The sequence below is a fragment of the Staphylococcus sp. HMSC055C03 genome (genome assembly GCF_001809385.1).
GTDB lineage: Bacteria > Bacillota > Bacilli > Staphylococcales > Staphylococcaceae > Staphylococcus > Staphylococcus simulans.
In genome coordinates this window covers 19,111-36,941 of record NZ_KV797505.1, presented here as the reverse complement: position 1 = coordinate 36,941, position 17,831 = coordinate 19,111, and the positions used below count along the sequence as shown (strand labels likewise).

Here is a 17,831-nt window from a genome sequence, read left to right as displayed (position 1 = left end):
CATCTTCACCTTTCGCACCCTGTGCTCCGGTTGCACCTGTGGCACCCGTATCACCTTTGTCACCTTTAGAAATTGTGGCTTGTGAACCGTCACTGAAGTGTACTACTGTGTTGCCGGCCGCATCTTTTGTTTCTTTAACTACTGTTAACGGCGCAGCATCTTCTCCTTTATCTCCCTTAGCACCTTTTGGTACTACGATAGATTTTCCATCGCTAAAGTTTACTTTGATATCACCATTAGGTAAAGTTTCACTAGAATCAATTTTAACTGATTTACCATTTATGCCATCTCTACCATCTATACCATCTATACCATCTACGCCATTTATGCCATCTCTACCATTTATACCATCTTTTCCTGGTTCTCCGTTTCTAACGAATATTCTACTTCCATTTGTAAAGATTATCATTGTACCATTTTGATTAGGAACTATTGATTTTATATCTATTGACTTACCTTCTTCTCCTTTAGGTAGCATAACAGTAGTACCGTCACTAAATGTAACTTGTGTATCACCATTAGGCAATTTGGTTTGATTTTTAATACTAATTGAATCTCCTTTAGGACCAATATCACCTTTATCACCTTTTGGTATTACTATTGAATTTTGATCAGTGAATGTAACTTGGGTATCACCATTAGGTAATTTCGTCATTGTTTTAACCTCGACAGACTTACCGTCCGCACCAGTTGCTCCTGTATCACCTTTATCCCCTTTAGAAATGGTTACATGTGATCCATCACTGAAGCTAACAACAGTATTGCCTTGACCATCTTTAGCTTCGCCAGTCACTTTCAATGGTGCAGCATCTTCTCCTTTATCTCCCTTAGCACCTTTTGGTACTACGATGGATTTGCCATCGCTAAAGTTGACTTTGATATCACCATTCGCTTGCGATTCTGTTGATGTGATTGTGATAGATTTGCCATCTTCACCTTTCACACCAGTTGCTCCTGTTTCACCTTTATCCCCTTTAGAGATAGTAGCTGTTGAGTTATCACTGAAGTGAACGACTGTGTTGCCAGCTGCATCTTTTGTCTCACCAGTTACCGTTAATGGTGCGGCGTCTTTACCTGCGGCTCCTGTTGCGCCTGTTTCACCTTTCGCGCCTTGTGCTCCGGTTGCACCTGTGGCACCCGTATCCCCTTTTGGCCCAGATGGAATTAGCGCTTCAAATCCATCACTAAACTTAACAATGGTTCCTTCAGGAGTTATTGTATAACTGTTTACTCTTAATGAATCATCTTTATCTCCTTTATCTCCCTTATCACCTTTTGGAAGAATAATGGATTTACCATCGCTGAAAATGACTTCTTTGGTACCATCTGGTAATGTATTAATTTTGTCTATAGTTATACTAGTGCCTGGATCACCTTTTTCACCTTTATCACCTTTTGGAATAGTTACTACTCTTCCATCACTAAAAGTAATAACTGTATCCCCGTTTGGATTTTGCACTGCTGTCCTAATATATACAGATTTTCCATCTTGACCATTTCTACCATCTAAACCATCTCTACCGTCTAATCCATCTAATCCTGGTAAACCTTGAAGACCTTTATCACCTTTGGCTCCTTTGTCCCCCTTGTCACCTTTGTCGCCTTTCTCACCTTTCGCACCATCTGGAACAAAGAATTCACCAAGTTTTTCACCAGTTGCTTTATTAGTAATTGTTACTAAAGTACCTGGTTGACCATTTTGTTCTGTTTTCAAGCTAGAATAAGCAAGTTCAGGTGTACGTCCATCTCTAGGAACGATGGTTTTCCCTGGTAAACTTGTTTTACCGTTTAATGTAGCAGTCGCTGAAATAACTTCTCCCTCTTTTAACGGTACATTTAATGTTTGTGTAAACTTACCGTTGCCATCAGCAGTTGTTTGATATTGAGTCAAACCAACTGTAATAGTTACATTAGCATCCGGTGTAGTTTCACCTGTTACTTGATTTGCACCTGACAATTTAGGATCAAGAATAGGAGGTAAGATTGTATTATTGGTAGGATTTTCTGCATTACCAACACCTAATTCAATCACTCGATCAATCGGTTGTTCTATAACTCTACCTTCATCTCTTGTTTTACCAATCAACTTACCTTTATAGTAAATATTGATTTCGTTATATTGTACTAAACCATTTTTACCTTCATTTTTAATACGTTGTTGTCCAACTGGTAAATCTTTTGTAGTCACATACACATCTTTAAAGCTAGTAGGCTCATTGACAATTTCATCTTTTTGATTAATATTGATATCCGGATTAGCATCCAGTATAACTTCACTTTTGCCATAGAAATAGTTATCTGTAGAGAAGGGATCAGGTGTATCTGCGTATGGTGTTGATTCCGAGTACATGATTGGAATTGCACTTACACTTAAATCACCATTCCAATTATTTACAGGAACTCTAAATGTTAATTTACCGTATCCACCACCTTGAATTATTTGATCTGTCAATGCATGAGCGTGATCTAAAGTGTAACCTGTTGGATAACCTGGTCTAGTTGCAGCTATTTTTAAATTACCATGAAGAACGGGGGAACTACTTCTACTTTGCGATCCCACTTGAATATAATCATATGAAAAAGTAGACGTTCTATTGTAAGCTGAACCGAGATTTAATCCTGCGAAATCAATGGCGTGGTTACCTGTTCCAGCAGTCGCATGATATTCCACGGTAAAGTCCATAGCATTCGCTTGTTTATTTGGTGTGGCTGTAAATTTATATGTTGCTGGTTTGTGTCCAATATATGTTTGACCCTTACCAGTCACTGTTATACCAGTTGAAGGAACTTGAATTGACGCTTTTAAGGCACCAATAATTTCTGTAGCTGTTCCGCCTTTTGGTAAATCCACATTAGAAGTGGTTTCAGGACTTCCATATGGATAAGTTGTGCTTTCAGTAGCTTCTGATAATGAACGCATAGCATAAGTATTCTCATTAGAAGTATATTCACCAGCTGCACGCACCGCATACACTGTATATTTAGATGTTTGTTCATTGGCATACTCAATGCCTGCACGTAGGATATCTTGGAATAAATCTTCTGCTGATACTGCATTATAATCAACATTTAACTTACTTAAGATGCCTTCTACATCTTGTGCCTTATATGTTTCAGATAATAGATTACGGACTAATCCTTCTTTATCTGATGAGTGTAAATATTGTTCTACAAATTCAACAGGTGCTTTTGCGCCATCGTTTAAGCTTGAGTAATCTACTGTACTTTCAGGAACAGTGTTTACTTGTGCTGTTTCTGTAGTTTTTACTTCATTAGATGGTGCTGTTTCTTTTATCGTTGTGTCAGCTTTAGGCGTCGATTCAGTTTGTGAAGTTGCCTCTGCTTTTTCTACTTTTTCTACTTGAACACTTTCTTTATTTGTAGGTGCTACTTGTGCTGTATTATCTGAAGGTTTTGCTTCTGATGTTGCAGCTGCTTGATTTGATTCGTTTGCTGGCTGTGCTGTTGAAACTTCTGGTGTTGTTTGTTGCGTTTGAGTTTCTTGGTTTACAACAGGTGCCTCAGCTGGAGCTGCTTGATCTGCTCCGTGTTCGGCAGGTTCCTCTGCTTGTTGTGCATCAGTTTCTGCTGCTTCTGCGTCACGGCTTGCGCCGAACAATAAAGTAGTTCCAAGTAAAATAGAAGCTGTACCGACTGTAAACTTACGAATTGAATATTTATTATGAATATTCGGTAAGAAGTCTAAACGCTTGTTGCCTGATTTTTTCATGATGTCCTCCGTTTAGTACTTTTGTACATAAAATAATAATGTTTCAAAATGTTTGTTTTTCTCTCACATTCGACTCATTATAGCAAAGTTTTGTACCATTTAGTATAGCAAAATTTAATTTTTAGTGAATTTGTTCGTGTTTGCCCATCTAATTTCACTCAAATTTCTAATTAATCCATTTTCAGCCTCAATTTTTGACAATATTTTGTATCACAAATTAATATGTTCTTAAAATTTCTCTTTAATTCGTGTATACTATCTCAAAATAATCTATATGACTTTTCTACGCACATCTCATAGTTATTAATTTTATGTATAAGAAATATTCATCATCAGTTTCTTAAATTAGCATAAAAAGAACTGAACCTTCCATTAAAAGAAAGTCCAGTTCTTTAATTTTATTGATGATCTTTTTTGTCTTGATTATCTTCTTTCTCTTGCTTATCTTCATTTTCTTTTTCTTTAGCTTTTTCACTTTTATCCGGTGAATAGTTCACACCTTGAGTATATTCATTTGAAGCATCCCAAAGTAAGAATTCATTGATACCGTGGTCACGTAATGCTTGAATTTGGTCAGACACCGCTTCTGCATCATAACTCTTATAATTCCCTGCACCTAAATAACTCGCAGTGAAATCTTGCAGCCAAGGACGTGTTTTCGGTTTATGGTCTGCTTTCTTCAATACATCTGATTCTTTCTCTAAGTACTTGTCTACTGTGTTATAAGGTTCTAAGTCAGGATGCTCAATCCCAAAGTCACCAGGGCTCCAATGTGATGGATATATCATAGAAGAAATCACATCTACATTCTCCGCAATTTTAGGGAAACTTTGACCAATACCCGGTGCTTCTTCTACTGTCGCAGAGTAACCAAAGACGTCTGCAGAGATTTGCGCATCTAAAGGATGAATTTCTTTACGCGCTGATTTTAAGAACTGCGTAATACTATCAACACGTTGTTGTGTATTATCCATATCATCGCCTTTATATTTACCATTAGAATATACTAAATCTTTGTCCATATTTTCAAAGCCTTCTGGGAAGCGTACATAGTCGAATTGTACTTCTCTAAATCCAGCCTTTGCTGCTGCTTTTGCGACATCAATATTATAATCTCTGACTTCTTTTTTGAATGGATTTAAGAATTTATCACCGCCATCACTTTCCCAAACTTCGCCATTCTTCTCTTTAAATGACCAATCTGGGTGGGCTTCCGCTGCACGTGCATCTTTAAACGTTACAACTCTGGCAATCGGATAGACATTGTTCTTCTCTAACGTCTTCATTAATTTTTTAAGGTTGACCATTTCAGTTGTATTCTTTTGAATCAGTTTATTATCTGAATTCAAGTCCATGGTAATATTACCTGTATCGTCTTTAACATCAATCACCATAGCGTTCAAATCTGTATCGTTAATCATTTTGATTAATTCATCAAAACGTTCACCTTGAAGGGTCCCAGGTGTCACATAAATTCCTTTAACCCCTTCTTTAGGGTATTTAATTTTATTTTTATTATCGTTATGCTTCTCTGATTGTTGATGTTCTGCGGACTTGTTGTCATTCTTTGAAGTTGAATCATTATTACCGCATGCTGTAAGGATCAAAGTACTCGCTGCAGCTATAGTCAGCACGCGTTTCATCAATTTTATCGTCATCCCTTCATCATAAATCAACAGTTATAATTATTTTATACATTTCATGAACAAAAATAATAAACTATCATCACTATTCTAGCTTAACGAAATCGTTGATAGTTGGCAATGAAATTCCTGTTTCTATTTAAAATCTAGCGAAAATTGATTTCATCACGCATTTATTGATGAAACAACACACCTTTAATTCACTTGTGTATATGGGTATAGAAGAATAATACGTTATTTAGGAGAATGATTATGCGGCTAAAATTGACTACACTCACACATTTCTATAATCAATTACCAGAATATAACCTGACAGAAGTCGATGACAGTTGGTATCATCAAACCTTACACCTTCACCTTTATTACCAACCACCCTATGCATTTGAAACACTACTTCAATTCTTAGATCGACGGGCAATTCCAGGCGTGGAGTCTGTATGTGATGATACGTATTACCGTACAGCACTACTTCGATCTGAATCACATACATTTAAAGGTTGGATTGCGGTTACACAAGATGATGAACAAAATGCTTTAGCACTCACCTTCAGTGCGAGCCTCTATCCTGTGTTATCTCAAATCATTACACGCATACGTCATCTCTTCGATTTAGATTATCCTCCACAAGCATCAAGAGAAGTATTGAAGGCTTCATGGATGGATTCAAGTACCAGAATGCCAGGTGGCTTTGATGGTTTTGAGGTCAGTGTACGTACAGTATTAGGACAACAAATTACGGTACAAGCTGCGACGACGCTAGCCGGTCGTTTAGTTCATGCCTTAGGAACTCCCTTTGTCTTAGATTTACCTGGTTTATCTGCTTTCTTCCCATCTGCAGAGACACTCATTGCGGCAGGTAAAGCTAATAGTCTAGAAGGCGGTAAAGGTATCAGCGATGTTTTAGGACCACTTGGTATTACAGGCAGACGTGCTTCAACCATTGAAGCCATTGCTCGTGCATTAGTTAATGGATAAATTCAGCTCAAACCTTACCCAATATGGAAAGATAAACAGATAGATACAGAAATCATGACTCAAATTGAAGTTGAAATGAAACGTTTATTAGCTATCAAAGGGATCGGCCCTTGGACTGCACATGCGATTGGTATGCGTGCTTTAGGATATCCTGATGCTTTCTTAGAATCTGACATTGGTGTCATCAAAGCTATGAAAGCTTTATATCCTGATTCAGAAGAAGCCGAAACTTCAAAAGGCCGGTTAGCTCTCGCTGAAGCTTGGCGTCCAATGCGCAGTTATGCGGTTATGAATTTATGGAAATAAATGATACAAAAACGTCCTCCACTTTGAAAAATACTCAAATTGGAGGACGTTTCTTTTATGAATTAATAACCAAGCAATGCTTTAATACTAAATCCGACAATCACAGAAACTGTAATCGCAAAGAAGCCAGGTAATATAAAGCTGGTTGGTTTCGTTTGTTTCGTTTCATCTAAATCTACCGCAAATAATAACGTTGGTTGTGCTGGAATGACGAAGTTAACATTTAAAGTTTGCGCCATCGCAATAAAGTACATCGGCGGCACACCCATACTCATCAGAATCGGCAACATAATAGATGCTGTCGCTGATTGTGAAATCACCACAATCGTAACGAGTGAGACTAATATAATCACAAGCCAAGGCACTTGTTGAATCACACCGCCGATTTGTTCTGTCATAATTTTTTTATTGCCAGGGGCAGTGAAAATCGTCGCACCAAGCCAACCAGGTCCAAGTACTGCGAATAATGCCCCAATCGCAGATTGTGTAATATGACTATCCAAAATATCTCTCGTATTTAATTTAACTAAGACTAAGTTGATTGCGGCACTCATATACATAAAGAGCTGCACAATTTCAGTCGTTTCAAGTTTAACTGTTTCTCCATTGACTTTAAATGTCGGTACTAAATCTGAGAAAATACCGAACATTAAAATTAACCCAACCCCTAATAAAAAGACCAAAACACCTAATTTCACACGAGGCGAAAATTTCGTTTGTAGCGGCTGTGCTTCAATATCTTCCATAATATCTGTCGCAAATTGGCTAGGATTCATCTTACGACAGCTTCCGACTACTGTACAATAAACACTCAGTGCTAACATACTAATAATCGCTGTCGGCATAACGATAGATAGGTATTTGCCCATCGTGACACCTGTCACTGCCAATGTCGCAATAATATAAGCCGTCGCAGAAGCTGCTGGACTACATAATAATGCTAAGTTAGCCGTTAACACAGATGCTGTTAATGGACGTTTCGGTTGAATCCCTGCACGTGTCGCAGTTTTAGCGATAATCGGTTCTAGTGATAAGGCAATATTTGTTGTCCCGATACCGAAGACAAAAATAAAGACAATCATGGGTGCGATAAAGATGATAGATTTCGGATAGCGCTCAATCACTTTAGAAGCAAGGTAAACTAAGTAATCAATACCACCTGTAGCTTGTAAGGTTCCACCCGCAATCCCAATGGATAAAATAATCAATACCGCTGTAACAGGTGCTGAACCTGGCGGCAGACCAAAGATAAAAATCATGATCAGCTGTGCCACAATTGCGAAGATACCGCAACCCAGCGCACCTGCCAGCCGTAACCCCATCAGTATGGCCAGAATCATGATAATAATTTCTGTGATAAATAGAAACATTTTAACTCCTCACTTTAGCATCTCTATATTGTGAAAAAGATAACATAGTCCAGTTTATCACGATTGCGTCACAATTTGGTAAGTCAAAATTACTAAAATATGAAAGTTTAGTGAATACAATTTTCTAAAATAACAACTTATAAATATGTATGAAAAAAAGCCCTGGCACGTAGCCAAGGCTTTAAATATTGAATACTATGCTCTATCCCAATAACGTACTTGATCAAATGCTTTCACAATTGTTTGTGGATCATCTGATACAAAGATACCAGGCGCATCTAATTTCACTTTACCATCTTGTAAGTCTTTAGAAGCCGCTTCATTAAAGATAATTGGTTTCTTATGCTTATAAGATAACGCCGCAAACTCTTCAGCATCTGGAATTAAACCATTGCCATCTGACAAGATGACTAAGCTGTCGAATAATGTCGCATGTGCTGTATCATACGTTTCATTGATTGAAATCTCATCAGACAAGTCTTTTTGTTGCTTGCCGACAAACGCATAGTTTAAACCATGCTCTGCGAATGTTTTCGCATAATTTTTCAATGTTTCTGCGTCAATATCACCGTTCACTAATACTGCCACTGAGTGACCTGGTAATGGACGGTCATATTTTTCCATAGTCAATTGACTGTCTTTCTTATCTGATTTTACTTCTTCATTTTCTTCTGGTACTTGTACACCCACATTGTCTGCGACACGTTCAGCTAATTCACGATCAATTTTATTTAATTGATTCACTGCACGTTGACGCACATCCATGCTTTTACATTTACCGATTTCAAATGAGAAGCCATCCACTGTATGGTCAAATTCAGATTTTGTTAAACTGTTCAGATATAGTTTCGCTTGTGAATAGTAATCTTTGAAACTGTCACTGCGTTTACGGATTTTGTGTCCTTCTACTTTTTCAGGATAGTGTACATAACCGCCTTCTGCTTTTGAACTTGTGAATGGGCAATTGCCTTCTAAAGCATTCTTATGATAAGACGTTTGACCTTCATGAATGTTCATTTGATGCATCGCATCACGTTGGTTGTTACGTACTTTATTCACAGGACGGTTGATTGGAATTTGGTTGAAGTTTGGTCCGCCTAAACGTGAGATTTGTGTATCTGTGTAAGAGAATAGACGTCCTTGTAGTAATGGGTCATTTGAGAAGTCGATACCTGGTACGACATGACCTGGGTGGAATGCGACTTGTTCGATTTCATCAAAGACATTATCTACATTTCGGTTCAATGTCATTTTACCAACGACTTTAACTGGCACTTCATCTTCTGGCCAAATTTTTGTCGGATCTAATAAGTCGAAATCAAAGTCGAATTCTTGGTCTTCTCTTAAGATTTGTAAACCAAGTTCCCAAGCTGGATAGTCACCTTTTTCAATAGATTCATGTAAATCTTTACGGTGGAAGTCGATATCTTTACCTTGTAAGATTTGCGCTTCATCCCATACAAGAGATTCTAATCCGTGAACTGGTCTCCAATGGAATTTCACGAAGAATGCTTCACCTTGTGCATTGACTAAACGGTACGTATGTACACCGAAGCCTTCAATTTGTCTAATATTCTTAGGAATACCACGGTCACTCATTGCCCATACTGCAGTATGTGAAGTTTCTGGATTTTCTGCGAAGAAGTCCCAGAATGTATCGTGTGCTGTACCACCTTGTGGTGTTTCTGTATCGGGTTCAGGTTTAACCGCATGAATTAAATCAGGGAATTTGATTGCGTCTTGAATAAAGAATACAGGAATATCGTTACCTACTAAGTCAAAGATACCTTCATCTGTATAGAATTTCGTCGCAAAGCCACGTACGTCTCTGACTGTATCTGGTGAACCTTTTGAACCTTGTACCGTTGAAATACGTACAAAGACAGGTGTCACTTTGTCAGGGTTTGTGAGGAAGTCTGCTGAAGTATACTCAGATAAATCTTCATAAACTTGGAATTCACCATGTGCACCAAAACCACGTGCGTGAACGACACGTTCAGGAATTCGTTCATGGTCAAAATGCATAATTTTCTCACGGAAATGAAAATCTTCTAATAGACTCGGTCCTCTTTCACCTGCTGTGAGTGTTAATTCATCTTCACTGACTTTTGTTCCATTATTCGTCGTCATCGGCTCGCCTTCATGACTTTTTCTGAATTGGTCTAATTGTTCTTGCTTTTTGTTTTTAGCCACACAAATAACCTCCTATATATTAAGTCCTAATTATGAGTTTCCCGTTTCATTTTAAACAAAACACTTTTTGTTTTTGGAGATAATTTTAATACAAAATTTATAAAAATTTACAATCGTATTCACATGTTTAACACGGTATGTTTTACTATTAGTTCAAAATCCTTTTTTAGTGATAGAAACAAAAAGGAAGTCACTTCATGACGCTGACCATGAAAGACTTCCTTCTTTAATTTGAAAGGTATAAATATAGAGGGTGAATGAATTTTAGAATACTAACTTATGACTTTACTTGTGCTTTCTTATAATAATAAATTGGAATTCCTGCTAAGGTCACGACAATCCCGATGATTGCCAGTACAGGTTGTGTAATTAATGTATTAATTAATACGAATATACCTGCCGCTAAGGCAATGATTGGAATCACTGGGTACAACGGCACACGGTAAGGTCGTTGTAATTCAGGTTCTCGTTTGCGTAAAAGTATGACCGCTAGGAAAGCCATACAATAGAATGTCCAAATAACGAAAATCAACATGTTCGTAATCGTATCAAACGCACCTAACAACATCATTATTGTAGCGATAACCAATTGAATGACACCGCCTAACCAAGGTGTATCTGATGGCGTTAAGCTTAAGAATGCGCGTTTAAATGGTAATTGATCGATTTGTGCCATCGCATAAGGAATCCTCATGCCTGTCATCGTATAACCGTTCATGGTACCGTACACAGAAATCAAAATACCGATAGTGATAATCTTGCCGCCGCTTGCGCCGAATAGAATAGTTGAAGCATCACTTGCGGCATTTAAGTTACCTACGATATGTTCAATCGGCAAGGTCATTAAGAACGTTGCGTTGATTAATAAATACACAACCATAATTAAGCCAATACCTAAAGCAATTGCGCCAGGTAAATCTTTCTTAGGATTTTTCATTTCCCCGGCAATATTACCGACATGAATCCATCCGTCGTATGCGAACATTGTCGCAAGCAAGCCGCTTCCAATCGCTTCAAACCAACCAGAACTTGTACCATTCACCACTGGGAATAAAGAGAATGATACTTCGCTGCTTTGGAAGAAGCCGAATAATACAATCATCGCAATTGGGATTAATTTAATTACCAACGTAATAGACTGGAGTAATCCGCCTGCCTTTGATCCTAATAAGTTGATTAACAACAATGTTAACGCACTCATAACAGCGATAGGCACTAAATAAATAATGTTAAGATGAAACAAGTTGATAATTTGCGTACCGAATATAATCGCCAGTGCGGCTACGTTTGCGGGAAAATAGATGAATCCTTGTGCCCATCCAGATAAGAATCCCCAGAAGTTGCCATACGTATATTCGATATATTTTGTCAGACCACCTGTTTCAGGGATGGCAGCTGCTAACTCAGCACCTGTCAAACCTGCACAAATGGTAATCAATCCTCCAAGGAACCAAACTAACATTGCCATACTCGTTGAGCCGGTCACTTCAGTGACACTGGAAACTTTGAAGAAGACGCCAGCACCGATTACCGAACCCATAACGAGAGAAAGTGCAGCAAAGAAACCTATATTTTTCTTTAAGGCTTTATCACTACTCATCAGGTTTACCTCCGTTCTGTCTTATTTCGGTTAACCTACTACACCTTCACTAGTATCGGCAGGTTCGAGTAATGTATCAATAATATGTGACACGCGTGTTAAATCGACGTTTCCACCAGACACGAGTGCGACTGTTGTTTTGTTTTTCAACCATTTCGGATCAATTTTACCGCTTAGAATTGCTGCTGTCGGTAACGCACCGGCTCCTTCTGTGATAATTTTTGCGCGTTGCATTAAGTGACGCATCGCATTAGAAATCTCATCTTCAGTCACTAAGATAAATTCATCAACCAATTTATCTGCGACCTCATACGTTTTTTCACCTGGAATTGCGACTTCTGTACCGTCCGCAATGGTATGTGCAGTAAATTGTGACGTAATCTTACCTTGTTTCACAGATTCTGCCATACCATGCACATTCTCTGCTTGTACGCCAATGACATGGATAGACGGGTTGAATGATTTTAATGCGGTCGCAACACCTGAAATCAAACCGCCACCCCCAACAGGTACAATCACTGTGTTGACGTTCCAAATACTGTCTAAAATTTCAAGTCCGATTGTGCCTTGTCCAGCCATTACTTCATTGTCATCGTAAGGATGAACAATCGTTTTGCCCGTTTCTTTCGCAAGCTGTTCCATATAGAGGCGAGAATCATTGAATGTCTCTCCTTTCAATATGACTTCTGCACCATAACCTCTGGTAGCTTCTTGTTTAGCGATAGGTGCTTCTTCTGGCATAATCACAGTCGCTTTAATACCTAATAACTTACCGGTCAGCGCAAGTCCTTGTGCATGGTTCCCAGCTGACGCGGTAATGATACCTTTTTCTTTTTGTTCTTCTGTCAGATGTAAAATTTTATTCAAGGCACCACGATATTTGAATGAACCCGTGAACTGCATGTTTTCTAATTTCAAATAAACATCTCCGCCAGTGATATCATTACTTAAGAACATGGATTGGATTAGCGGTGTTTTACGCACGTAATCACGAATCATCATTTTCGCTTCTTTAATGTCTTGAATATTACAATATTTCTCCGTTTGCATTACTGTACTGTTTACTGTCATTTCGCTCTCTCCATTTCTCTTTATATAGGGTAATTATTTCGCTTAATTCATTAACTTGTTTAACTCCTCGTAGGATAAGTCATGAGATTGTGCAAGTCCTTCATTCGTCACATGACCTTTATAAATATTGACACCTGTCGCAAGTACAGGATTATCTTTAATCGCTTGTTCGATGCCTTTATTGCTGATTTCTTGTAAGTATTCGATATTGCCTAAAGCAAGTGCCATAGTAGAAGTACGTGGTACAGCACCGGGTTGGTTTGGTACTGCATAGAAGACAACACCGTCTTCAACATAAACTGGATTGTCAATCGTAGTTGGACGGATACCTTCAACTGTACCGCCTTGGTCAATCGCAATATCTACAACGACTGAACCTTCTTTCATAGATTGAATCATGTTACGTGTAACGAGTTTTGGTGGTTTAGAACCGGGGATAAGAATTGTTGAAATAAAGACATCCGCTGTCTTAATTTCTTTTGCGAGGTTTTCTTCATTAGATTTAATAACTGTAACGTCTTGACCTTTGAAGTGATCTTTAAGCCATGAGATACGGTCATCATTTAATTCGATAATTGAAACTGATGCTTGTAAGCCTAGGCCAATTGTAGCCGCATTGACCGCAGCTGATCCGCCGCCGAAGATAACGACTTTACCAGAAGGAATACCGTCAATCGCATCAATACCTGAAATTAATATACCTTCACCTTGATGTTGCTTTTCTAAATAATATGCGCCCATCAACATAGAACGACGTCCAGCAATGGCACTCATCGGCGCAAGTAAAGGTGCTTGTCCATCTTTCACAATCGTTTCGCCGCCGATTGCGGTAACACCCGCTTCTTGCATTGCCTCTACGGTTTCTTTAGATGATGCTAAATGTTGGAAGCCCCAGATGACTTGTCCTGGTTTGAAGAATTGGAATTCTTTCGCATCCGGTTCTTTTACTTTGACAATCAAATTCGCTTGCCATGCTTCTTCATGATTCACAATAAAGCCGCCTGCTTTCTCATATTGTGCGTCATCAAATCCAGAGCCTGTACCTGCATTATGTTCAACAAGGACACGGTGCCCATCTAATACAAGTTTCTTCACATTTTCTGGGGTGCAAGCCACACGTCCTTCACCTGGTTTAAGTTCTTTAATGATACCGATTTCCATGTTCATCTCTCCTTGTGAATATTTTCACATTCAATTTAACACTTATATACAATAAAGGCAAACTAATTATTAGACGTTTTATAAATAATTCTATTTTTAAACATAATCAGAATATTTTAGTAATTTGTCATCCTTTTATAGTAAACGCTTACATATCATTTGTGACAAACATAATCTATAATGTTAAACCTAAAATGTCACAATTTGTATAATCACTTTTATATCGTAAAATAATTCTATTATTTTAAAAATTACTATGAGGGAAGCATGAAGTGAGTGTTAATGCAGGCATAAAAAAACCCTGACTTTCGCCAAGGTAATTTATATACTCAAACTAATTTCTTTAAAAAATTGATTCATATCGATACATTCAATATTCAAGTCATCACATATATATGGAATTTTTGATGCTTTACTAGGTTGAGAAGTGGATAAGTTAACATTTCTATTTTCGTTAGTCACTATAGTATAGCCTTCTCTTTAGCGATTGCGATTAACCAAGGGTCGGCAATACTTACATCTCCCCATCCTTTTCCCATTCCAGAAATTGCGTCATTTTTATAAAAGTCACTCTCTTGTATATGCGTTAAAATGAATTGCCACTCGTCAAAGTAATCACTATGATTTAAAGTTTCACAACTATAATTGTTAGTTAGCCACTTTTTAAACCAAGGATCTTGATAGTTTTCTTTTAAAACAATATTAGGAATAATCACTTGTTTATTTAGGATTGAAGGTGAATTTTTCCAAAAGCTTGGAAAATAATCATACTTATAATAGCGGTCATAAAAGTTAATATAAATATTGGAGTCAAGAATATATTTTTTCATTTTATCTCTTGAATGGTTGCTTTAAGTTCTTCACTTTTAGCCCCTATATCATTAGAGCTGATTACCCGAAATTCTAACTTCTCTTTTGGAAGGTTTATTTTTTCATTTAGCACTAATAAACCTGCTGGAACGTGAATTGTTTTTGCAATTGTAACGAGTTGGTTAAAAGTTGGTTGTACCTCTCCGCGCATGATGTTTTCTATCTTTTCAACTTTCTTTTGAATTACAGAGAGAGGGAGGCTAGATTCATTGATATAGGCGTTCAAAACTTTTGTATTTATTGAAACACGTTTAACCATCAGCGTTGCCTCCTCTATTGGATTTAATTATTTATATCACGTCTTTTTTAAATGAAATTAACGTTTAGTGTGCAAAAATCACACCTCAATCACTTAGTTCACTATCCTTAACATCTGTAATAAACATATGTCCAGGCGCATGTGTGATGATCAATTCAGGCTTAGCGTCTAAAGCTACAGATTGCGGTGTCACACCACATCCCCAAAAGACCGGGACTTCATTTTCTTTTATTTGTACCGGCTCCCCAAAGTCTGTTTGATTTAAATCTTTGATACCGATCGCTGAAGGATCTCCGATATGGATAGGCGTGCCGTGAACATTTTTAAAGTGTGTCGTAATCTCAGTCGCACGAATCGCATCTTTCATAGTCATCGGACGCATACTTACAGTAATATTTCCGTCAAAACGACCAGCAGATTCAGCTGGTATATTTGTAATATACATCGGTACGTTATGTCCTTCTTCTAGATGACGTAATGGAATACCCGCGTCTAACAACGCATGTTCAAACGTAAAACTACATCCAATTAAAAAGCTGACCATATCGTCATTAAATCGATGCTTGATATCAGACGGTGTCTCTATTAATTCACCATTTTCATATACACGATAAGCCCCTACTTCTGTCGTAATATCCGCATTTTTACCATACTTTGAAAAGTTAACTTCCCCTACTTCAGATACATCTAATAGCGGACACGTTTTTGGATTTTTAAAACAGAATTTCAAGAAATCATAAGCATATTTTGAAGGTAGAATAACCACATTCGCTTGAATGTACCCCTTAGCCATTCCACTTGTATGCCCCGTTACTTCTTTATTATGTATCATTTGTCTTAATGCTTCTGGTTCCACATTTTGTAAATTTGCCATGTATAAACATCCCCTTTGTTTAAAAAATGGTATTTCTACTAGTTTATCAAAAATACTTAAACATGTGTTAAAGAACATTCAATTGTACACCTATTACCCACACTATCATGACCATGTTTTTCAGCTACTTTAAAAGAATTTTAGAACAGAAAAAATCAGCACTTCCATAGCGGAGATGCTGATTTTTATTTAGTGACTTTGTATTATGCAGTTGTATTTGATTCTTGAGTTTTAGGATGTTTCACTTTCTTTTGGCTTTTTAATAAGAACACACTTAAGAATGCGATAACCGCAATAATTACTGTGAACCAGAATGCTGCGTGATAACCGTTCAACATCGCATCTTGTGCAATTTGCGCTTGCATCACTTCTGGTTTAAGTCCTTGATAATCTGCCATATCTGGTTTAAAGATTTTCGCGAAGTGACTCATAATTGTAAAGAGAATCGCTGTACCGATAGAAGCTGAAATTTGTTGCATAGTGTTCGTCATAGAAGAACCATGCGCATTCATTTTCTGCGGTAATTCGTTCATCGTATGTGTCATTAAAGGCATTAAACCTAACGCAATACCGATCATACGAATCGCATACACTGTTGTTAACATTACTAACGATGTTTTAGCGTCCATAAAGACAAAATAAGTTGTCGTCACAACCACGATACCCATACCGATAAAGGCTAAAATTTTAGCGCCGAATTTCTCATAAAGGATACCTGATACTACAGACATAATCCCCATCACAATCGCACCTGGTAATAATGCTAAGCCAGATTCTAAAGCAGGTTTGCCCATAATATTTTGAATAAAGATCGGTAATACCGTTTCAGAACCAATCATCGCAATCATTGTAAAGGCCATAATAACAATGCCGACCGCAAATTGACCTTGTTTAAACACTCTGAAATCCAGCAATGGTGTTTCTAAACGTAATTGTCTGATGATAAAGAGTACCACTAACACAATGCCGCCAATAATCGTTGTTAGAACAATCGGGTCATCCCAACCGTCACGTGCGATAGAACTTGTACCATATAATAATCCGCCAAACCCTACAACAGATAAGGCAATAGATAAAATATCAATTGGTACTTTACTTGTCGTACCTACGTTCTTAATAAGTTTCAAACTCATTAGGAATGTGATTGCCGCAATCGGTGTTACTACGTGGAATAATGAACGCCAGTGTGAATACTCAACTATATATCCTGATAACGTTGGACCAATGGCCGGTGCTAAGCCAATCACTAAACCGAAAATCCCCATATATTTACCACGTTCTTGAGGTTCAAAGACATCTAAAATCGTTGTCATCATTAACGGCATCATAATACCTGAACCTAGTGCTTGTATAATACGCGCAATTAATAATACAGTGAAGTTCGGACTAAAGCCCGCAACCAGTGTACCTGCTAAAAAGATTAAAATGGATGTCAGGAACACTTGTCGTGTACTAAAGCGCTGAATTACCATCGCTGACAATGGAATCACAATACCGTTTGTCAGTAAGAATCCTGTTGTCAGCCACTGAACTTGTGTATATTCAATATTAAAATCTTTCATAATACTTGGTAACGCTGTCGCAAGTAAGGTTTCATTCAAAATTCCAAAGAACCCGCCAAGCAACATTGTAAAAATCATCCATAATTTGGTTTTGAGTGTCATACTTCATCTCCTCTTCCTTTTCTTCCTCTATTTTCTCAACCTATGTTTATAACGCACTAAATCATACCACACTAAAGTTGAATTACATTTAATTGTTGTTTAAATGTGCGTAAAA

Annotated in this window: 12 protein-coding genes and 1 pseudogene; 2 read left to right on the top strand and 11 right to left on the bottom strand. The window is 37.6% G+C overall.

Annotated elements, in window-relative coordinates:
- Nucleotides 1-3,730: YSIRK-type signal peptide-containing protein (locus HMPREF2603_RS09260; protein WP_148130337.1), on the bottom strand; the 3,730-nt coding region annotated here is incomplete at its 3' end.
- Between the two features lie 398 nt (nucleotides 3,731-4,128).
- A complete protein-coding gene (locus tag HMPREF2603_RS09255; RefSeq protein ID WP_373879039.1) occupies nucleotides 4,129-5,388 on the bottom strand; it encodes a putative glycoside hydrolase in 1,260 nt (419 codons plus the stop codon).
- 237 nt (nucleotides 5,389-5,625) lie between these two features.
- On the opposite strand from HMPREF2603_RS09255, the gene HMPREF2603_RS09250 reads away from it, so the two are divergent.
- Nucleotides 5,626-6,348 (top strand): AlkA N-terminal domain-containing protein, encoded by a 723-nt coding sequence (locus tag HMPREF2603_RS09250; RefSeq protein ID WP_060804096.1) that lies wholly within the window; start codon nucleotides 5,626-5,628, stop codon nucleotides 6,346-6,348.
- A gap of 54 nt (nucleotides 6,349-6,402) precedes the next feature.
- Nucleotides 6,403-6,654 (top strand): DNA glycosylase family protein, encoded by a 252-nt coding sequence (locus HMPREF2603_RS09245; RefSeq protein ID WP_060804095.1) that lies wholly within the window; start codon nucleotides 6,403-6,405, stop codon nucleotides 6,652-6,654.
- A gap of 62 nt (nucleotides 6,655-6,716) precedes the next feature.
- Here the strand turns inward: HMPREF2603_RS09245 and HMPREF2603_RS09240 are convergent, their stop codons facing one another.
- The 9 genes and pseudogenes from HMPREF2603_RS09240 to HMPREF2603_RS09200 form a co-directional block, all read right to left on the bottom strand.
- Nucleotides 6,717-7,976: an anaerobic C4-dicarboxylate transporter family protein gene (locus HMPREF2603_RS09240; RefSeq protein WP_373879066.1), complete on the bottom strand. Its 1,260-nt coding sequence runs from the start codon at nucleotides 7,974-7,976 to the stop codon at nucleotides 6,717-6,719.
- 243 nt (nucleotides 7,977-8,219) lie between these two features.
- Nucleotides 8,220-10,154: a catalase gene (locus HMPREF2603_RS09235; RefSeq protein ID WP_060804098.1), complete on the bottom strand. Its 1,935-nt coding sequence runs from the start codon at nucleotides 10,152-10,154 to the stop codon at nucleotides 8,220-8,222.
- Nucleotides 10,155-10,494: 340 nt separating this feature from the next.
- Complete coding sequence (locus HMPREF2603_RS09230) at nucleotides 10,495-11,817, bottom strand: APC family permease (RefSeq protein ID WP_060804093.1); 1,323 nt, start codon at nucleotides 11,815-11,817, stop codon at nucleotides 10,495-10,497.
- 30 nt (nucleotides 11,818-11,847) lie between these two features.
- A complete protein-coding gene (tdcB, locus tag HMPREF2603_RS09225; RefSeq protein WP_002480046.1) occupies nucleotides 11,848-12,888 on the bottom strand; it encodes a bifunctional threonine ammonia-lyase/L-serine ammonia-lyase TdcB in 1,041 nt (346 codons plus the stop codon).
- Nucleotides 12,889-12,930: 42 nt separating this feature from the next.
- Complete coding sequence (ald, locus tag HMPREF2603_RS09220; protein WP_060804092.1) at nucleotides 12,931-14,049, bottom strand: alanine dehydrogenase; 1,119 nt, start codon at nucleotides 14,047-14,049, stop codon at nucleotides 12,931-12,933.
- 321 nt (nucleotides 14,050-14,370) lie between these two features.
- Nucleotides 14,371-14,879 (bottom strand): annotated as a pseudogene (locus tag HMPREF2603_RS09215) (DUF4411 family protein).
- Nucleotides 14,876-15,178 carry a hypothetical protein gene (locus tag HMPREF2603_RS09210; RefSeq protein ID WP_060804091.1) on the bottom strand — a complete coding sequence of 101 codons (303 nt, stop codon included), beginning with the start codon at nucleotides 15,176-15,178 and terminating at the stop codon, nucleotides 14,876-14,878. The pseudogene HMPREF2603_RS09215 and the gene HMPREF2603_RS09210 overlap by 4 nt, the downstream one beginning before the upstream one ends.
- 85 nt (nucleotides 15,179-15,263) lie before the next feature.
- Nucleotides 15,264-16,052 (bottom strand): putative hydro-lyase, encoded by a 789-nt coding sequence (locus HMPREF2603_RS09205; protein ID WP_060804090.1) that lies wholly within the window; start codon nucleotides 16,050-16,052, stop codon nucleotides 15,264-15,266.
- Nucleotides 16,053-16,255: 203 nt separating this feature from the next.
- On the bottom strand, nucleotides 16,256-17,716 hold the full coding sequence (locus HMPREF2603_RS09200; RefSeq protein WP_060804089.1) for an MDR family MFS transporter: 1,461 nt from the start codon (nucleotides 17,714-17,716) through the stop codon (nucleotides 16,256-16,258).
- Nucleotides 17,717-17,831 lie beyond the last annotated feature (115 nt).